At 63.6% G+C, this 19,307-nt stretch carries 14 protein-coding genes; 7 read left to right on the forward strand and 7 right to left on the reverse strand.

The window, feature by feature from the left end; all coding sequences use genetic code 11:
• Positions 1–54: 54 nt before the first annotated feature.
• From metG to AC0L23_RS00470, 6 genes are all read left to right on the forward strand, one after another.
• Positions 55–2,076 (forward strand): methionine--tRNA ligase, encoded by a 2,022-nt coding sequence (gene metG / locus AC0L23_RS00445; protein ID WP_018457855.1) that lies wholly within the window; start codon positions 55–57, stop codon positions 2,074–2,076.
• A gap of 13 nt (positions 2,077–2,089) precedes the next feature.
• Complete coding sequence (locus AC0L23_RS00450) at positions 2,090–2,866, forward strand: TatD family hydrolase (RefSeq protein WP_018457854.1); 777 nt, start codon at positions 2,090–2,092, stop codon at positions 2,864–2,866.
• A gap of 13 nt (positions 2,867–2,879) precedes the next feature.
• Entirely contained in the window at positions 2,880–3,677 is a 798-nt protein-coding gene (locus AC0L23_RS00455; RefSeq protein WP_018457853.1) for an MBL fold metallo-hydrolase, read from the forward strand.
• A 165-nt stretch (positions 3,678–3,842) separates the two neighbouring features.
• Positions 3,843–4,436 (forward strand): TRAP transporter small permease, encoded by a 594-nt coding sequence (locus AC0L23_RS00460; RefSeq protein WP_018457852.1) that lies wholly within the window; start codon positions 3,843–3,845, stop codon positions 4,434–4,436.
• A 2-nt stretch (positions 4,437–4,438) separates the two neighbouring features.
• The gene (locus AC0L23_RS00465; protein ID WP_007591091.1) at positions 4,439–5,752 is read left to right on the forward strand and encodes a TRAP transporter large permease; all 1,314 of its coding nucleotides are present in this window, start codon (positions 4,439–4,441) and stop codon (positions 5,750–5,752) included.
• Between the two features lie 38 nt (positions 5,753–5,790).
• Entirely contained in the window at positions 5,791–6,768 is a 978-nt protein-coding gene (locus AC0L23_RS00470; RefSeq protein ID WP_018457850.1) for a TRAP transporter substrate-binding protein, read from the forward strand.
• A 92-nt stretch (positions 6,769–6,860) separates the two neighbouring features.
• Here AC0L23_RS00470 and AC0L23_RS00475 read toward each other — a convergent pair whose 3' ends face one another.
• From AC0L23_RS00475 to AC0L23_RS00485, 3 genes are read right to left on the reverse strand one after another with little or no spacing between them, the layout of a single operon-like run.
• Entirely contained in the window at positions 6,861–8,510 is a 1,650-nt protein-coding gene (locus AC0L23_RS00475) for an acyl-CoA synthetase (RefSeq protein WP_018457849.1), read from the reverse strand.
• A 23-nt stretch (positions 8,511–8,533) separates the two neighbouring features.
• Positions 8,534–10,423: a TRAP transporter large permease gene (locus AC0L23_RS00480; protein WP_026233452.1), complete on the reverse strand. Its 1,890-nt coding sequence runs from the start codon at positions 10,421–10,423 to the stop codon at positions 8,534–8,536.
• A gap of 15 nt (positions 10,424–10,438) precedes the next feature.
• A complete protein-coding gene (locus AC0L23_RS00485) occupies positions 10,439–11,458 on the reverse strand; it encodes a TRAP transporter substrate-binding protein (RefSeq protein ID WP_018457847.1) in 1,020 nt (339 codons plus the stop codon).
• Positions 11,459–11,913: 455 nt separating this feature from the next.
• On the opposite strand from AC0L23_RS00485, the gene AC0L23_RS00490 reads away from it, so the two are divergent.
• The gene (locus AC0L23_RS00490; protein WP_018457846.1) at positions 11,914–13,110 is read left to right on the forward strand and encodes a M24 family metallopeptidase; all 1,197 of its coding nucleotides are present in this window, start codon (positions 11,914–11,916) and stop codon (positions 13,108–13,110) included.
• 83 nt (positions 13,111–13,193) lie between these two features.
• On the opposite strand, the gene mdoH is transcribed toward AC0L23_RS00490, so the two are convergent.
• The 4 genes from mdoH to fsrB all read right to left on the reverse strand — a co-directional run bounded on the left by mdoH (position 13,194) and on the right by fsrB (position 19,271).
• Positions 13,194–15,338, reverse strand: a complete 2,145-nt coding sequence (gene mdoH / locus AC0L23_RS00495; protein ID WP_085349808.1) for a glucans biosynthesis glucosyltransferase MdoH — start codon at positions 15,336–15,338, stop codon at positions 13,194–13,196.
• Entirely contained in the window at positions 15,326–16,792 is a 1,467-nt protein-coding gene (locus AC0L23_RS00500) for a glucan biosynthesis protein G (RefSeq protein WP_473333830.1), read from the reverse strand. The genes mdoH and AC0L23_RS00500 overlap by 13 nt, the downstream gene beginning before the upstream one ends.
• A gap of 277 nt (positions 16,793–17,069) precedes the next feature.
• On the reverse strand, positions 17,070–17,897 hold the full coding sequence (locus AC0L23_RS00505; protein ID WP_085349810.1) for a hypothetical protein: 828 nt from the start codon (positions 17,895–17,897) through the stop codon (positions 17,070–17,072).
• 81 nt (positions 17,898–17,978) lie between these two features.
• Positions 17,979–19,271, reverse strand: a complete 1,293-nt coding sequence (gene fsrB, locus AC0L23_RS00510; RefSeq protein ID WP_085385238.1) for a siderophore utilization protein FsrB — start codon at positions 19,269–19,271, stop codon at positions 17,979–17,981.
• Positions 19,272–19,307 lie beyond the last annotated feature (36 nt).

The following is a 19,307-nucleotide window of genomic DNA, read 5'->3' on the forward strand; positions in this document are numbered from 1 at the left end:
TAAACTAACGCAGATTCGTTTCCCAATTTCGAGAAGCCGGTAAAGGAATTCGTCGTGGCAACGCGAGCTAAGAAAACCGCTAAGGGCAAGAGCAGCAAGAAGAAGGCTGCCACGAAGGCCGTCAAGAAAGCCGCGAAGAAGGCTGTGAAGGCGCGCGCGCGCAAAGCTGCCAAGAACGTCAAGAAAGCCACGAAGACCAAAGAGGCGGCCGCCAAAAAAACCGGGAAGAAGAGCGCCGCGAAGACGGCAAAGAAGGCAGCGAAGAAGCAGGTCGTCGCCAAGAAGACGGTGAAGACAGGAACCAAAAAGCCAGCCAAGGCTTCGGCGAAGAACAAGGCCTCGGCGAAAAACAAGGCCCCGGCGAAGAAGATAGCCAAGACGGCGAGGGTGGCTGCGCCCGCAGTGACCGCCGCACCAGCTCCTGTCGCGACGCCGCCGAAGACTGCGAAGCCCGATGTATCGAAACCCAAGGCCCCGCGCGCGCCGAAGTCCATCGCAGCGCCGCACGCCAACACGCCCGTGGCCGTCCCCGCGCGCGACAACGTCTTCTACATCACGACTGCGATCGCCTATCCCAATGGCAGCCCGCATATCGGCCACGCCTATGAGGCGATCGCGACCGATACGTTGGCGCGCTTCGCGCGACTCGACGGCAAGGATGTGTTCTTCCTGACCGGCACCGACGAGCACGGCCAGAAGATGGTTCAGACCGCGGCCGGCGAAAAAATGTCCGTCTCGGAGCTCGCCGCCCGCAATGCCGGCCGTTTCAAGCAAATGGACGAGCGCCTGAACGTGTCGTTCGACCGCTTCATCCGCACCACCGAGGAGCAGCATCACCGCTCCAGCCAGGAGATCTGGCGGCGCATGGAAGCGAACGGGGATATCTATGCCGACATCTATGCCGGCTGGTATTCCGTGCGCGACGAAGCCTATTACGCGGAGGACGAGACGCGCCTGAACGAGGACGGCGTGAGGCTCGGGCCGCAGGGCACGCCGGTCGAATGGGTCGAGGAGAAGAGCTACTTTTTCCGCCTGTCGGCCTATCAGGACAAGCTGCTCAAGCTGTACGAGACGCAGCCCAATTTCATTGGGCCCGACTCCCGCAAGAACGAGGTGGTGAGCTTCGTCAAGGGTGGCCTGCGCGACCTCTCGATCTCGCGCACGACGTTCGACTGGGGTGTCAAGGTGCCCGGCGACGAAGATCACGTGATGTATGTCTGGGTCGACGCGCTCACCAACTACATCACCGGCGTCGGCTTCCCCGACGAGAGCGACAACAACTGGCGTTATTGGCCTGCCGACGTGCACATCATCGGCAAGGACATCATCCGCTTCCATGCGGTGTACTGGCCGGCTTTCCTGCTGTCGGCCGGGATCCCCCTCCCGAAGCGGGTCTATGCCCATGGCTTCCTGTTCAGCAGGGGCGAGAAGATGTCGAAGTCGGTCGGCAACGTGGTCGATCCCTTTAACCTCGCCGACCAGTACGGCGTCGACCAGATGCGCTATTTCTTTCTGCGCGAGGTGCCGTTCGGCCAGGACGGCAACTACAATCACGAGGCCATCGTCGCGCGCATCAATGCCGATCTCGCCAACGATCTCGGCAACCTCGCGCAGCGCTCGCTGTCGATGATCGCGAAGCAGCTCGGCGGCGTGCTCCCGGAGCCCGGCGAATTCAGCGACAACGACAAGGCGATCCTGTCACAAGCAGACGGCATGCTCGCGGCGTCCCGCGAAGCGATGGCGACGCAGCAAATCCATCACTGGCTCAATGCCGTGTGGGCCGTGGTCGCGGAAGCCAACCGCTATTTCGCGGGCGAAGCGCCGTGGGCACTCGCCAAGACCGATCCTGTCAGGCAGAGGACGGTGCTCTACGTCACCGCCGAAGTCGTGCGCCAGATCGCAATCCTGGCCCAGCCGGCGATGCCGACGGCCTCGGGATTGCTGCTGAACAGCCTCGGTATCCCCGAAGCGGAGCGCAACTTCGCCGCGCTTGGTGGCGCAACGCGCATCGCGCCCGGTACGACGCTGCCCGCGCCGACGCCGGCCTTCCCCCGCTATATCGAGCCGGCAGCCTAAAGGCGTTCGCACCATGCTGGTCGACAGCCACTGCCATTTGGATTTTCCGGATTTTGCGGAGGATCTCGACGGGATCGTGTCGCGGGCGCGAGCGGCCGGCATCGGCCGCATGGTCACGATCTCGACGCGGGTGAGGAAACTGAACCAGCTTTTGGCCATCTCCGAGCGCTATGACGACGTCTATTGCTCGGTCGGCACCCATCCGCATAACGCTGATGAAGAAGACGGCATCGCGCCGGACGAGCTGATCGCTTTGACGCAGCATCCCAAGGTCGTCGCGCTCGGCGAAGCCGGGCTCGACTATTTCTACGACAACGGCTCGCCGGAGGCGCAGGCGAGGGGCTTTCGTGCCCACATCGCCGCCGCCCGCGCCACCGGCCTGCCGCTGGTGATCCACACCCGCGAGGCTGACCAGGATTGCGGCCGTATCCTTGAAGAGGAGACGGCAAAGGGATCGTTTCGCGCGGTGTTGCATTGTTACACCGGCGGGCGCGAGTTGGCGCTGAAGGCGGTCTCGCTCGGGCTCTATATCGGCTTCACGGGCATCCTGACCTTCAAGAAGTCCGAGGCCTTGCGCGCGCTTGCGGCCGAACTGCCGTCCGACCGTATTCTGGTTGAAACAGACTCGCCCTACCTTGCGCCGGGCAAGTACCGGGGCAAGCGCAACGAACCGGCCTATGTGGTCGAGGTCGCAAAAGTGCTCGCCGAAACACGCGGCGTGTCGTTTGACGAGATCTCGCGCCAGACAAGCGAAAACTTCTTTCGCCTGTTCTCCAGGGTGAAACCTTAGAACTGGGAGCCGCATGACGCTGACGCTGACGATCCTGGGCTGCGGCTCCTCCGCCGGCGTGCCGCGTCCGGCACTCGGCTGGGGTGCCTGCGATCCCAACAATCCCAAGAACCGCCGTCGCCGCTGTTCGCTGCTGGTCGAGCAGACATCGGGCGAGGGCACCACGCGTATCGTGATCGACACCTCGCCGGACCTGCGCGAGCAATTGCTCTCGACCAATGTCGACCACATCGATGCCGTGTTCCTGACCCACGAGCACGCCGATCAGACCCACGGCATGGACGACCTGCGTTCGGTCGTGATGCACATGCGCCGGCGGATTCCGACCTATCTCAATCAGACGACTGCGAACGACATCATGTCGCGGTTCTCCTATTGCTTCGTCTCACCGGCGGGCAGCGACTATCCGCCGATCCTGACGGCGCAGTCGATCGAGGCCGGTGACAGCCAGACCATTCAGGGGAAGGGCGGCCAGGTGACGATGACGGCCTTCCTGGTGCAGCACGGCAACATTCCCGCGCTGGGCTATCGCATCGGCGATGCCGCCTACACGCCCGATCTCAACGACATCCCACGCGAGAGCTGGGGCGCCCTGGAAAATCTGGATCTCTGGATCGTCGATGGCCTGCGCTACACCAGCCATGTCAGCCATTTCAGCATCAACGACGCGTTGTCCTGGATCGAGCGCTTCAGGCCGAAGCGCGCCGTCATCACCAACATGACGGCCGACGTCGATTATGAGGTGATCCGGCAGTCGCTGCCGGCGGGAGTGGTGCCCGCGTATGACGGGCTGCGGCTGGAGACCCGCTGAACCTGCGGGGGAAATTCCGGCGAGAGCCGGCATACTCCTTGCTTGCGCTAGCCCCATCATGTTGATCTAACGTCTGAAAGACAGGCGCTGGGCAGGGGCGATATTCATGCAGGACCGGCGCGCGACGTGCGATCGCCGGGACCTTCTGAATCGCTTCGTATGAGGATGGGGATCGCGTTGGCAGGGGACGATGTCACGAGCCGGGGGCCGGTGCGACGCGCGCTAGATCTCCTTTATCTCGGTGCGGGCTACGCCGCCGGCGCCTTCATGGTTGCGATCTTTGCAATCATGATGATCATGTCGATCGGGCGCCAGTTTGCGGTCAACATTCCCGCCGGCGATGATTTCGCCTCATGGTGCATGGCCGCGATGGCATTCCTCGGCCTCGCTCACACCTTCAAGCGCGGAGAGATGATCCGGGTCGGCCTGTTGCTGGAGCGTCTGCATGGGCGCTCCAAACAGGTGGCGGAGGTCGTGGCCCTTGGTATTGCCGCCGCTTTCATCCTCTATTTCACCCGGCATGCCGTGCAGATGACCTACGATTCCTGGCGCTTCAACGACGTGGCGCAGGGCGTCGTCGCGCTTCCGCTCTGGATTCCGCAGCTCGGGTTTTCCGGCGGACTCGTGATCCTCTCGATCGCGCTCATTGATGAAATGGTCAGTGTCATCAGCGGCAACCGGCCGAGCTACGAGAAGGGCTCGCCGGACGAGACTCCGGACGAATTCATCGAGCGGATATCGCAGGGCGGCGGAGGTTGACGATGGCCAATCTCGGCATGATCGAACTATCGTTCATTCTGCTCGGCGTCATGATCGTGCTGCTGGGAAGTGGCATCTGGATCGCGGTTTCGCTGGGGCTTGTCGGCTTCGTGGCGATGGCGCTGACCACGAGCCTGCCGCTCGGCTCCGTGCTTGCGACCACGACATGGAGCGCAAGCTCGTCATGGACGCTGGCTGCGCTGCCGTTGTTCATCTGGATGGGCGAGATCCTCTTCCGCACCAAATTATCCGAGGAAATGTTCCGGGGCCTGTCGCCCTGGGTGCAGTGGCTGCCGGGGCGTCTGACCCATGTCAACGTGATCGGCTGCGGCATCTTCGCGGCAGTGTCGGGTTCGTCGGCGGCGACCTGTGCGACCATCGGCAAGATCGCGCTGCCCGAACTGGACAAGCGTGGTTACGATAAGGGCTTGAGTCTAGGCTCGCTCGCGGGCTCCGGCACGCTCGGCCTGCTGATCCCGCCGTCGATCCCGATGGTGGTCTATGCGGTCACCGCGAATGTCTCCGTGCTTCAGGTGTTCCTCGGCGGCTTCCTGCCGGGCGTGCTCGTGATGGTGCTCTATTCGGGCTACATCATCATCTGGTCGCTGCTGAACCCGAAGAAGATTCCGCCGCGCGATCCCCCGATGCCGTTCCGCCAGAAGCTGCGCGAGTCGGCCAGGCTTGCGCCCTGCCTGTTGCTGATCCTGGCAGTCTTCCTCTCCCTCGTGCTCGGCTTCGCGACGGCGACGGAATGCGCCGCCTGGGGCGTTTCGGGCGCGCTGCTGCTGGCGTGGTGGAGCCGCACGCTCACGCGCAAGAACTTCCTCGAGAGCATCATGAGCGCGACGCGCCTGACCTGCATGATCATGCTGATCCTGGCAGGCGCTGCCTATACGACCGCAGCGATGGCCTATACGGGCATTCCGGCGGCGCTCGCCACCTGGGTCCAGGGCCAGCAGCTGACGCCGGGCATGCTCGCGCTGTATCTGAGCATCATGTACATAATCCTGGGATGCCTGATCGACGGCATCTCGATGATCGTTCTGACCGCCGTGATCGTGCTGCCGATGGTCAAGCAGGCCGGTCTCGACCTGGTCTGGTTCGGCGTCTATCTCATCATCCACGTGGAGATGGCGCAGATCACGCCGCCGGTCGGTTTCAATCTGTTCGTGCTCCAGAACATGAGCGGGCGTGATACCTTGACCGTCGCGCGGGCGGCGTTCCCGTTCTTCGTCCTGTTGCTCGCCGCCGTGTTCATCATCACGGAATATCCGCAGATCGTGATGTTCCTGCCCAAGCTTGCTTTCCCAGACTGAGCGTACCGGTTTTGAAATTGACTGTGAGGAGAAGCCCGATGATGTCTCGTTTATTCCGCGCATCCTTGATCGCCAGCGCCGTGCTGGCTGCGACACCCGCTTTGGCTCAGACCAAATGGAATCTGCCGGCGGCATATCCGGCCGACAATCCGCACTCCGAGAATCTCGTCGCGTTCGCCAAGGACGTCGAAGCCGGCACGTCCGGCAAGCTCCAGATCACGGTTCATCCGGGCGCCTCACTGTTCAAGGCGCCCGACATCAAGCGCGCGGTGATGACCGGGCAGGCGCAGATGGGCGAAGTCTTGCTGTCGATCCACGAGAACGAGGATCCGGTATTCGGCGTCGACGTCGTGCCGTTTCTGGCGACCAGCTTCCCGGATGCCATGAAGCTGTACCAGGCGTCGAAGCCGCTGATTACGAAGAAGCTGGAGGCGCAGGGGCTCAAGCTGCTGTTCGTCGTGCCGTGGGCGCCGCAGGGCGTCTATGTCAGCAAGCCGCTTGCGACCATCGAAGACATGAAGGGCCTTAAATGGCGGGCCTACAACGTTGGGACCGCGCGCATCGGCGAACTGGTTGGCGCGCAGTCGGTCACCATTCAAGCCGCCGAGCTGCCGCAGGCACTTGCGACCGGCGTCGTGAACTCCTTCATGTCGTCAGGCGGCACGGGCTACGATGCGAAGGCATGGGAGTCGCTGAAGTACTTCTATGACGTGCAAGCCTGGATCCCGAAGGACTACACCTTCGTCAACAAGGCTGCGTTCGAGGCGCTCGACAAGCCGACCCAGGAGGCCATCCTCAAGGCCGCCGCGACCGCGGAAACCCGCGGCTGGAAGGCCTGGCAGGACAAGAGCACCTGGTACATCGATCAGCTCAAGGCCAAGGGCATGACGGTCGAGCCGCCGAGCCCGGCCCTGAAGGCTGGCTTCCAGAGGATCGGCGAACAGCTCACCGCCGACTGGCTCAAGAAGGCGGGAGCCGACGGCCAGGCCCTGGTTGACGCCTATAAGAAGATGTGAGGTCGAGGGGGCCCGGCGAATCTGACTAGTCGAAACTGCGCAACGACTTCGCGGCGACACCCAACCGCCGCGGAGGTCGAGACAAGCGGCTCTCAGCTCGAGATTGCCTTCGCCGATCCCGCTTCGTTGCGCAGCAGGAATTTCTGGATCTTTCCCGTCGACGTTTTCGGGATGGGCCCGAACACCACGGCCTTCGGCGTCTTGAAGCCGCTCATATGCGAGCGGCAGAAGGCGATGATATCGGCTTCGCTCGCGCTTGCGCCGTCCTTCAGCTCGACGAAGGCGCAGGGCACTTCGCCCCATTTCGGATCGGGCTTTGCGACCACGGCGGCAAACAGCACGGCGGGGTGCTTGTAGAGGATGTCCTCGACCTCGACGGAGGAAATGTTCTCGCCGCCGGAGATGATGATGTCCTTGGAGCGATCCTTGATGATGACGTAACCGTGCGCGTCGAGCACGCCGAGATCGCCGGTGTGAAACCAGCCGCCCTCGAAGGCTTCCTGCGTCGCCTTGTCGTTCTTGAGGTAGCCCTTCATCACGATGTTGCCGCGGAACATGACCTCGCCGATGGTCTCGCCGTCGCGCGGTACTTGCCTCATGGTCTGCGGATCGATGACGGTGACGGCTTCCTCGAGCGGGTAGGGCACGCCCTGCCGCCGCTTCAGGCTGGCGCGCTCGGCTGCGGGCAAATCATCCCAGCCAGGCTGCTCGGCGCAGACGGAAGCGGGGCCGTAGACCTCGGTCAGGCCATAGACGTGCGTCAGCTTGATGCCGATGCTCTCGGCGTCCTCGAGCACCGCGACCGGCGGCGCGGCACCGGCGATCAGGCCGACGACGCGGCGCGCGGCATCGCCCTTCGGTGCATCGGGCGCGTTGATCAGCGTGTTGTAGACGATCGGCGCGCCGCACATATGGGTGACGCCGTGCTGCTTGATCAGCTCGAAGATTTTCGTCGGCTCGACCTTGCGCAGGCAGACGTTGATGCCGGCGGCGGCTGCGATGGTCCAGGGGAAGCACCAGCCGTTGCAGTGGAACATCGGCAGCGTCCAGAGGTACACCGGATGCTGGCCGAGTTGGCCCGCGAGAATATTGCTGACGGCGTTCAGATAGGCGCCGCGATGATGGGTGACGACGCCCTTGGGATTTCCCGTGGTGCCCGAGGTGTAGCTCAGCGCGATTGCGTCCCATTCATCGCCCGGCAGGATCGCCGCGAAGTCAGGATCGCCTTGCGCGAGCGCGGCCTCGTACTCGATCTCGCCGATGCGCCCGCCGCCCTTGAAGGCGGTGTCGTCGACGTCGATCACGAACGGTTTTGGGCCACTCATCTGTGACAGCGCATCGGTGATCACGCCGGAAAACTCGGGGTCGACCAGAATGATCTTTGCGCCGCCATGGTCGAGCTGAAATGCGATCGAAGGCGCATCGAGCCGGATATTCAGCGCGTTGAGCACGGCACCGGTCATGGGGACGGCGAAATGCACCTCGTTCATCGCCGGAATGTTCGGCAGCATCGCCGCGACGGTGTCGCCGACGCCGATACCCTTGCCGGCAAGATACGAAGCAAAGCGCTTGCAGCGCTCATGCGTCTCGCGCCAGGTGAAGCTGCGCCCCTCGTAGACTGTGCTGACGTGATCGGGATAGACCGCGGCGCTGCGTGCGAGAAAGCTCAACGGGCTCAGCGGCACGTAATTGGCGGGCGTCTTGTCGAGGCCGATATTGTACTGGTTCTGCCGCTCGCTCATCGACACCTCCCTTACGCGCCGGCCTACAGGAATCCGATGGAGATCCACGGAAAGACGGCGACCACGATCAATCCTACCAGCAGCGCCAGCAGATAGCCCCAGATCGGCCTGATGCCTTCGGCCGGATCGACGCGTCCGATGGCGCAGGCGGCATAATAACCGACCCCGAAGGGCGGGGCGAATAGCCCGATACCCATGGCGAGAATGATGACCATGGCATAGTGCACCTCGTGGACGCCGACGGCGCGCGCAATCGGAAACAACAGCGGCCCGAACAGCACGATCGCCGGGATGCCCTCGAGCACGCTGCCGAGGATGGTGAAGGCCAGGATCGAGACGGCGATGAAGGTCGCCGCGCCGCCCGGCAATCCGGTCATGGCGGATGCCAGCGCCCGCGAGAAGCCTGATTGCGTCAGGCCCCAGGCCATGCCGGTCGCCGTGCCGATGATCAGCAGGATCGCGCCCGACAGCGCCGCGGTTTCGACCAGCATCGGAAACAGCCGCCGCCAGTCGAAGCGGCGGTAGACGAGGAGGCCGACCAGGGCGCCATAGACGATGCCGATCGTGGACACTTCGGTGGCGGTGGCGATGCCTTCGACCACGGCGTAGCGGATCACGAAGGGCAGCGCGAGCGCGGGCAGGGCGATGACGAAGGTCTTGCCGATCTCGCCGCCTGTGGCGCGGCGGACATGGCTCATGTCCTCGTGGCGATAGCGCCACCACACCAACATGCACAGCGTTATGGCCAGCACCACGCCGGGCAACAGGCCGCCGGTGAACAGCGCGGCGATCGAGACGCCGGTGACCGATCCGATCGTGATCAGCACGAGACTCGGCGGAATGGTTTCGGTCTGCGCGCCGGTGGCCGCAAGAAGCGCGACGAGATCGCCGGGCTTGGCGCCGCGCTGTTTCATCTCCGGGAACAGCACGGGCGCGACCGCGGCCATGTCCGCGGCCTTGGCACCTGAGATGCCGGAGACCAGGTACATCGCGCCGACAAGCACGTAATGCAGCCCACCGCGGACATGGCCGAGCAGGCTGGCCAGGAACGCCACCATGGCCCGTGCCATGCCGGTCATTTCAATCAGGAGCCCCAAAAATACGAACAGCGGCACCGAGAGCAAAATGAGGTGGCTCATGCCCTCGTCCATCCGCCCGACCAGTACCATGACCGGCGTGCGCGTGGTCAGTGCCAGATAGCCGAAGATCGCGAGCCCGAAGCCGAACGCGATGGGAACGCCGGCAAAGACGCAGAAGCCGGCGACGCCGACGAAGAAGATGACGAGGTTGAGATTGCCGAGCGGCCGCAGATATGGCTGCGCCAGCCAGAACAAGCCGACGACGACGGCAACGGCGACCGCGGCCGTCAGCACCATGCGGTAATCGACTGCGCGCAGCAGCCGCAACAGCGCGAACGCCGCCATCAGGCAGATGCCGGCCGGCAATGCCGCGGCGCGCCACATATTGGAGATCTGCAGCGCCGGCGTGGTGATGAAGCTTTCCTCGTAGGCGTAGTCCCAGGACGGCCAGACGATCAGCGCCAGGAAGGCCAGCGCCGCGCAGGTCGCGACCAGATCGAGCCAGGCCCGCGTGGCCGGCCTGGTGCTGGCGACGACCGCGGTCATGCGCATGTGCTCGGAACGGCGGAACGCCACCGCCGCGCCCAGCATGGCGAGCCACAGGAACAGGATCGAGGCCAGCTCGTCCGACCAGATCAGCGGCCGGTGCAGGCCGTAGCGCGCGACCACGCCGGCAAACAGGATCGCAATCTCGGCGACCACCAAAATGGCCGCCGGAATTTCGACGAGGAGACCGAGTGCGCGCTCCGTCGAGGCCAGCAAGGAAGGCCGGTGAGGGGACCGAACAGCCGCCTCGCCCGCCACTCCGCTCACTTCGACCTCAAGATGAGCCATGACGGCTCCAACGCGTTACGACAGCTTGCCGACGGCTTTTTCCAGCAGGTCCCAGGCCTGGTCGCCATATTTGCCTTTCCACTCGGCATAGAAGCCGGCGGAGCGCAGCTTGTCGCGGAACGGCGCGACCGCGGGCTGATTGAAGGTCAGGCCCTTGCCCGCGAGCTCCTGCTGCAGATTGGCATTGAGCTTGGCGGTATCCTCACGCTCCTTGAGCGCTGCGGCATTGATGTTCTTGGCGACGATGGTGCGCACATCCTCGGGCAGGCTGCTCCACGCCTTGCGATTGGCCAGGAACCAGAAGCCGTCCCACATGTGGTTGGTCAGCGAGCAGTATTTCTGCACCTCGTAGAGCTTGGCGGTCGAGATGATCGCCAGCGGGTTCTCCTGGCCCTCGACGATCCTGGTCTGCAGCGCGGAATAGACCTCGGCGAAATTGATCGAGGCGGGCGCCGCATCGAATGCCTTGAACATTGAGGTCCATAGCGGCGACACCGGCACGCGGATCTTGAAGCCCTTGAGATCGTCCGGATGGGTGATCGGCTTGCTCGACGACGTGGTCTGGCGGAAGCCGTTGTCCCAAATCTTGTCCATGACTTCGAGCCCGGCCTTCTTGATCTCGCCGCGGACAAAGGCGCCGAGATCGCCGTCCATCGCCTTCCAGACCGTGCCGTAGTCCGGGAACGCGAAGCCGATGCCGTTGATGGACGCCGCCGGTACCAGGGTCGACAGGATCAGCCCCGACAGCGTGAAGAACTCGACGCCGCCGGACCGGATCTGGCTCAGCATGTCGGTGTCAGACCCGAGCTGGTTGTTCGGGAAGATCTGGAGGTCGAACTTGCCGCCTGTCTCGGCCTTGATCGCCGCGGCCATCTCCTTGGCGCGCACGTTCAGCGGATGCGTGTCCGGCAGGTTATTGGCGTATTTGTAGGTGAACTCGGCGCTCTGGGCGCGGGCCACATGGGGCGCACTGAGGCCGCCCAGGACCGCGGTCGCGGCGGAGGCCTTGAGAAGCGTGCGGCGGGAAAAGCTCATGGGTCTGCTTCCTCGGAAAGTTTGTTGTTGTTCTGAGATGCAAACCTATACGGACGGAAGGTCAGAAGGTCATCTGCGATCTCGCGAAGCCTCGCTTATTGCAGCCGGACATCCTCACGGCAATATCGGCTTTCGGCGGCATCGGCCCGATTCAAAAACCGAAAAACAACCCCATGCACAGTAGCCGTCGAAAGTCGGGACCACGTCCGACGGCCAGCCTGGAAATGGACCGGGAACGAAGGTGCGATGAGAGGAATTCTAGCTAAATAACTGATCTGATTTGATATAATGATATTCCATAATATACCTTATGCGAATCGTGGATATGGCTGTGCAGGTCAGGCCAGATCATTCCGCAGCTACCCAGAACCCCTCTTTCGGATCAAACTTGTGCCAACAAATCCCGGGCAAACCGACGCAGCGGTTGTCGCCACGGCAGCATTGGGAGGTTCGTCATGCAGGAGAACGTCGCCCGCGCAGACCGCTCGCGCGCCATTCCATTCGACGCCGCCAAGCTCGACCGCCTGATGGAGGCTGCCGGCCTCGACGTCCTGGTCGCGACCTCCAAGCACAATGTGCAGTACCTGCTGGGTGCCGAGCGCGCGATCTTCTTCGACTACATGGATGCGCTCGGCGTCAGCCGCTATCTGCCGGTGCTGGTCTATCCCAAGGGCGCACCCGACAAGGCGGTTTATGTCGGCCACCGTCTGGAAACCCATCAGCGCGCCGTGGCGCCGCCATGGGTGGCGCAGGTGCGGACCGAGTCCAACGGCTCGGTCGATGCGATTACGCGGGCCGTAAGCCTGATCCGCGATGCCGGCGTGCCCCTGAAGCGGGTCGGGGTCGAGATGGCGTTCCTGCCGATGGATGCGGGCCGGGCGCTCAGTGACGCCCTGCCCGGCGCCGAGCTCAAGGACGCGCTGCTGGTGCTGGAGCGGCTGCGGGCGGTGAAGTCGGCGGACGAGCTTGCGAAGCTCAAGACGGCGTCCGAACTGGTGATCGCCTCGATGCTGGCGGTGATCGCCGGGCACGGGCCGGGCACGACCAAGCAGCAATTGTCGGACGCCTTGCGGCTCGCCGAAGCCAATCGCGGGCTGACCTTCGAATACTGCTTGCTCGCCTGCGGCAACAGCCACAACCGGGCGCCCTCGGCGCAGCGCTGGGAGCAAGGTGACGTGCTGTCGCTCGATTCCGGCGGCAATTATCACGGCTATATCGGCGACCTCGCGCGCATGGCCGTGCTCGGCGATCCCGATGCCGAGCTGAAGGACTGTCTGGCCGAGATCGAGGCGGTCCAGCGCGCCGCCTTCGCGGCGGTCAGGCCGGGCGCCATGGGCGGCGACATCTACGTCGCGGCCGAGCGGCAGCTCGCGAAGATCACCCAGCGCGACTGCACGGAGTTTTTGGCCCACGGCATGGGCCTCGTCAGCCACGAGGCCCCTCGCCTGACGGCCAAAGGTCCGATCCCCTACGACGACACGGATGCGCGGCTGCCGCTCGAAACTGGCATGGTGGTGTCGATCGAGACCACGATGAAGCATCCGAAGCGCGGGTTCATCAAGCTCGAGGACACGGTTGCGGTGACGGCGACGGGTTACGAGATCTTTGGCGAGGGTGGTCGCGGCTGGAATTTGGGTGGCAGTTCGCTGTAGGCTGGGACCGCGCGCACAGCAGACATCTCGCTCTCGGCCCAAGCCCAGCCGGGTCGTCAACCCCTGTCCTACACCGCCATGACCTAGACTTCCGCGGAAGCGGTAGCTCGCGGCATGCGCATGACCTGCTCGAGGGCGTGTGGGTGCTTCAGCACGGCAAGCGTCTCGCGTGCGCTGAGGCTGCTGACGACTTCCTCGAAATCGTCGCTCTGCTCAATCTTGGCCCGGCCGATCGCGAGATCTATGTCGATTTGGCCCGATTTGCGCGGCGGCGTTTCGAGGGACTGCATGTGCGGTCCCAGCAACGCGGGATTCTGTCTAAGTTCGATCAGGGCCCCGTGTGGCTCGATTCGATCCAGGCTGGCAAGCTCTCTCGCCCTCTGCAGCAGCGCCGGCACGCGATTGTCCTCCGGGGTTGCAAACAGGCGCGCCATTCGCGGTGCCGTCGAGGTGACGAGACCGATCGGAATGGCGCAAACCAGGCCGATGATCACCGGTGACATCCAGAGCAGCAGCGGAAGCGACACGGCGTAGGCGCTTGCCGCCATGGCCAGACCGCATAGGGTCGGCACCGTGAACTTGCGATAGACTTCGTCGCGCGTGATCCTGCCATCGCTTCGCCGTTGCACTTGCCAGCCCGCGTCACGGCCCAGCAGGATCTCCGCCACGGCGGTGGATTGAAAGATCATCATGGAGGGGGCGATCAAGGCGGCAAGCAGGCTCTCGGCGACCACCGCCAGCAGCACGCGAAATCCGCCGCCGAATGCCTGTCGTTCCGCACGCTTGGTGAGCAAAACGAGGTAGGCCAGCAATTTGGGCACGATGAGCAGCCCCATTGTCGCGGCAAAGACCCAGGCGGCGAGCACGGGATCCTGTGCGGGCCACGTTGGAAACAACGAGAAGCCCTTGGGAAAGTACTCCGGCTTGACGAAATAGGCCTGCAAGGAGGTCAGGATTCCGAGCAATAGAAACAGCAGCCACAGCGGCGCGGTGAGGTAGGATCCGATCCCGGTCAACAGGTGAAGCCTGGAGACCCAGTGCAGGCCTCGAGCCGGTAGAACGGCAAGATGCTGGAGATTGCCCTGACACCAGCGGCGGTCGCGCGCCGCGAAATCCAGAAGCGACGGGGGCACCTCCTCGAAACTCCCGCCGAGACCTGGAGCCATGAAAATTCCCCATCCCGCTCGTCGCATTAGTGCGGCTTCGACAAAATCGTGGCTGAGGATATGGCCGCCGAAAGGCTTCCTCCCGCGCAATTCGGGCAGGCCCGCCTCTTGCGCAAAAGCCTGCACCCGGATGATGGCGTTATGTCCCCAGTAGTTGCCCTCTGAGGCGTGCCACCAGGTGTTCCCGGCCGCGATCAGCGGGCCGTACAAACGACCCGAGAACTGCTGAAGCCGGCTAATCAGGGTTCGCGCATTGACGACGATCGGAAGCGTTTGAATCAGCGCGGCTTGCGGGTTCGATTCCATCGCGCCCGCCAGCCGCACGATGGTCTCTCCGCTCATCAGACTGTCCGCGTCGAGAATGATCATGTAGTCGTAGGCGCCACCGAACCGCCTCACCCATTCGGCGATGTTGCCGGACTTTCGGGCGGTGTTGTCGGATCGGTGACGATAGTAGAGATGGCCCGAACCGCAGTTGCGCTGCAGTTCCAGAAACGCAAGCTCCTCGGCAATCCAGATGTCCGGATCTGTCGTGTCACTGAGCAGAAACCAGTCGAACAACGGGTCCTGTCCGGTTTCGCCGACCGACTCGTACATGGCGCGGAGTCGCGCCATGAGATGGTGCTGATCCTCGTTATAGGTCGGCAACAGCATCGCCGTTCGGCCGGTGATCGTGGGCAGCGGACCCTGGCTGTCAATTGGCAGCATATCCGGCCGCCCCCGCAGGAGCACAAAAAAACCGGCGACTGAAGACACGAACGAAAACGCGATCCAGGCAAGCAGCACGAGAAACAACCCGAACACCATGCCTTCCAGGACCGTGACGCCACCAACCTTGAGAACATCGTACATCTCAACAGCGCCCGCAGCGGTAATCGCGACCGTTCCGCCAAGAATGAACAGGCGCCGCGCTGCAACGGCAGGGGCGGTCCGCAGTCGCCCCGGATCGGCACGGTTAGTCCGGTCCAATCGGCAAGGCTGCATGGGGAGAGGCGTTTCGTCGGGAAGATACCGAATGCCAAGCTCAAGCGAGAGCGCGGGCGAGGTCGTCAGGGCGCCCATCGGTAAACCCAGACTTCAGAGATCGGCTGTTCGCCCTGCATCAAGATCGCCCTCAACTCGACCGGCGCGTCCTTCACGGCGCACTGGAAACTCAGGCGCCAGCCGCCGGTTTCCGGGTTTGGCTGTGTGACGACGTTCTTGATCTCGGATTTGTCGGCGCTGACGGCACCCCTTACCTTGTTGGGATCGACCGCCTTCAGTCCGTCGCCGACGAGTTCGAGCACGAACAATTTGCTGTCGTCGCCCCGCGCGCCAACGCCTGTGCGGGTGAACCGGGCCAGGGAATTGGGCTTCGGCGCGTCCGGACCCCAGTGCAGACGGTAGGTGTAGTTGTTTTCGCTCTTGGCCTGGAGAGCTGTTTTCGGGCGCCAGAAGGCGGCGATGTTGTCGTGAACTTCCTCCTTGGTCGGGATCTCAAAGAGGACCACACTGCCCTCTCCCCAATCTCCGATCGGTTCGACCCAGAGGCTTGGGCGACGCTCAAAGCGCGATTCGATGTCCTCGTAGGCAAAGAAGTTTCGTTCCCGCTGCATCAGGCCGAAGCCGCGAGGATTGAGATCATTGAATGTGCTGGCTTGCAGATCGCGCGGATTGTTGAGAGGACGCCAGAGTTGCTCGCCCTTTCCGTTGAACACGGCGAGCCCATCGGAGTCGTGCACGGCAGGGCGGAAATCGTCGACATCGTGTCGGTCGTTCGGACCGAAAAAGAACATGCTTGTCATGGGCGCCAGGCCGGCATGCTGCAGCTCGATCCGCGGATAGAGCGACATCTCCACGTCGAAGACCGTCGGAGCGCCCGGCCTGATCGTGAAGCGATAGCTTGCCGTAGCGCTCTTGCTGTCAAGCAGCGCATGGACCACGACAGATGTGGCACCCGGCGCGGGCTTCTCCAGCCAGAACGCCTTGAAGAAGGGAAATTCCTCCCCCTTGCTCTCGCCGGTATCGATCGACAGACCGCGCGCGGACAGGCCATACGTCTCGCCTTTGGCAACGGCACGGAAGTAGCTGGCGCCGAGAAACGCGCAAACCTCGTCGTAATAGTCGGGGCGATTGATCGGGGCGTGAATGCGAAACCCGGCAAACCCGAGATCGGCGTCCGGTACCTGGCCGATATTGTCGCCGAATGCAAAATCGTCGCGCCGGTACCTGATCGGTACGGCTCGTCCGCCGGCGACCTCGTAAATGTCGACCCTGTTCTTATAGAAAAAGCCGCGGTGGAAAAACTGAACCTCGAAGGGCAGCTTCTCGCTGCGCCAAGCCGCGCGCTCCGGCAGAAAGCGGATTGACCGGTACTGGTCGTAGGTGAGATCTTTGAGCGCGTCCGGGACCTTTTCCTCTGGTGGCGCAAAGGGCTTACTCGCCAAATTGCGGGCAAGGTCGCGGACATAAGAGGGACCAAACGGCAAGTCCGCCGCCGATGCCGCAGAGACTGCGCCAGGTAGTAATGTCGCCAATGGCGTCAATGCCGAGGCTTCCAGGAATTGCCGGCGATTCAACTGTGCTACCCGTTCGGTTCCAACCGCAGTGCAACCCCCTCGTCGCGAACGAGTTCCACGAGCGCCGCCGAATCCGGGCGGAGTGTGGCCGACGACCTCGTCGAGCGGGCTTGGGGCGATTTCGCGCTGCTTGGCCTTGGTTGCGCCTGCAGGACAATCTGCAATTTCCGATTGCGCATTCTTGAGCCAGGGCGGCGCGCAACGTTGTAGCCCCGAAGGTAACTGGATGATCGCTCTAGCGCACGAGCAGCAACTCCAGCTGGCTCTGCGCTTTCTTGACCGCCGTCGCATACCAGCTCTGGCTTGGTGCCTCCTTGGCGAAGCACGCCGTGTACGCGGTCATCGCGTTGTCTTCGCGGGTGATGTCGCCGCGCGGGTCTTTCTTGTCGATGGGTTTGGCCATCATCTGCTTCCAGACCTTTTCGCAGGCCGGGATCTCAGCCGTCTTCACCGCGTCGCTTGCGGCGAGAAAGAAGACCTTGTCGCCCTGGATCGCGACGACGTCGATTTCATGCGGCGGTCCCTTCAAATCGCCATTGCCGCGCACGCCCAGTACGGCGACCGCAGCGCTCGCTCCCGCGGGCTTCGTGATCGGCAGCTCGGCATATTTGGCGAAGGCGGAGTCCTGGATCGCCTGATAGTAGAAGCGGTCCGATTTGAACGCCGCGCCGATCTCCTGCGGCATGCCGTCCTCGCGGTGCTCGCGAAGCCAGTGCCTGAGCAAGCCGGTCGTGGTCGCCACCGCTTGCATCTTGTCGCCTTCGGAGGCGAAGCCGAGCCCGTCGAGATGGCCAAAGCCGGAGTCGCCCTTGAAGAGCGTGTCCGCATTCGTCTTGCCGTCGGCCGGCAGTCCCTTGATTGCGACGGGACCCACCAGGCTGCGCAGGACGCCCGTCAACTCGTTGAGCGCCGCATCGTGCTGCTTATAGGTCTCGTCGTTTTCCGCAGCTTTCGAGAACTTTGCGATGTAGCGATCGCGCAGGTCGAGATAATGCTGCTCGGGCGTGGCCGCATCGGCGGGCGTAGCGAAGACGAGCAGGCAGAGCAAGGCAAGCGATCTCATGCGATTTCCGGCAAGACGGGGGGATCTCCAGTCTTTGTGCCGGTGCCGGGCGGGAAGGTTCATCCGCGCCGGACGAACGCCCTACTCCGCCGGCGTCAGCTGCTGCCGGCTCGGGCGCATCGCCGCCGTCGCCCGCACGCGCACGCGGGCGCGGCGCTTGCGCCACCAGATCACGATTCCGGTGACCGAGAGTGCCGCCACCACCAGCCCCATGACCGAGATCAGAATGCGGCCGAACAGCCCGACGATGCGGCCCGAATGCAGCGGGAATTGCGCCTGTACGAAGATGTCGGCGGCGGTGCCGACCCAAGGCAGCCGTTCGCCGATCGGACGACCGTCCTCGCTGTCGTAATAGAGCTGCGCCGGGCCGACGCCGCCGGCGCCGTGATCGTCGCCGGGGTGGAAGAAGGCCGCGGCATAGACGCCGTGGGCCGGGCCGTAATTGACCGAGCCGACCGGGACGGTCCACCCTCGCCCCTTGGCGTCGGCCGCCGCGCGCGCGGCGATGTCGGCGAAGCTCACCTTGGGTTCGATGGGATCATCGAGATCGCGATACGGCCGCTGCTCATAGGGCGTCGGCGTGTAGTTCGACACCATCTTCATCAGCGGCGAGAACACCTCGAAATAGAGGTTCAGCGAGAACGCCGTGAAGGCGATGATGAAGAGCACGCCCCAGGTCCACAGGCTGAAAGCGCGGTGGATGTCGAAATTGATCCGGTAGGCGCTGCCTGACGTCTTGATGGTCCACGCCGCCGCCCAACGCGCCCAGAAGCCGCGTTCGAGCTGGCGCGTGACCTGGGGCGCCCGTGCCGCCCTGGCGCGTCGGCGCGCGGGCAGCGTCAAATACAAGCCGACGAAGCAGTCGATGGTCCAGATGATGGCGATCACGCCGAGCAGGCGCATGCCCCAGCGGTCGCTGCCCCAGAATTCCGGGATGTGCATGGTGTAGTGCAGCTTGTACAGGAACGAGACGAAGTTTTCGCGCGTCACCGGCCACACCGCGCCCCAATAGCGCCGGCCGAGCTCCGCGCCGGTGTTGGGATCGAGGAAGATCTGATTGTAGTCGAGCGCGTAGCGCTTGCCGGTCGCGGGATCGATCCTGGGCATGACGAAGAACCACAGCGAGTGGCCCTCCTCCGGCGTCATGAACAGGTAGACCACGCGCGCGCGGGGATCGCGCTGCTCGATCATCTTGGCGAGATCGATCGAGGGAATGGCCGGGCCTTTGCTGCTGACATCGAACAGATGGCTGTTCAGGACCTCGTCGATCTCGTGATCCCAGGAGATGATCGCCCCGGTGACGCCGGAGAAGAACAGGAAGCCGGCCGTCAGCAGTCCCGCCCAGCGATGCAGCTTGCCGAATATCGCTCTCATCGTCTTCTCTCATCAAGCGGGCCCGGCCGCCATCAC

The organism is Bradyrhizobium sp. MI1.4 (assembly GCF_055811315.1).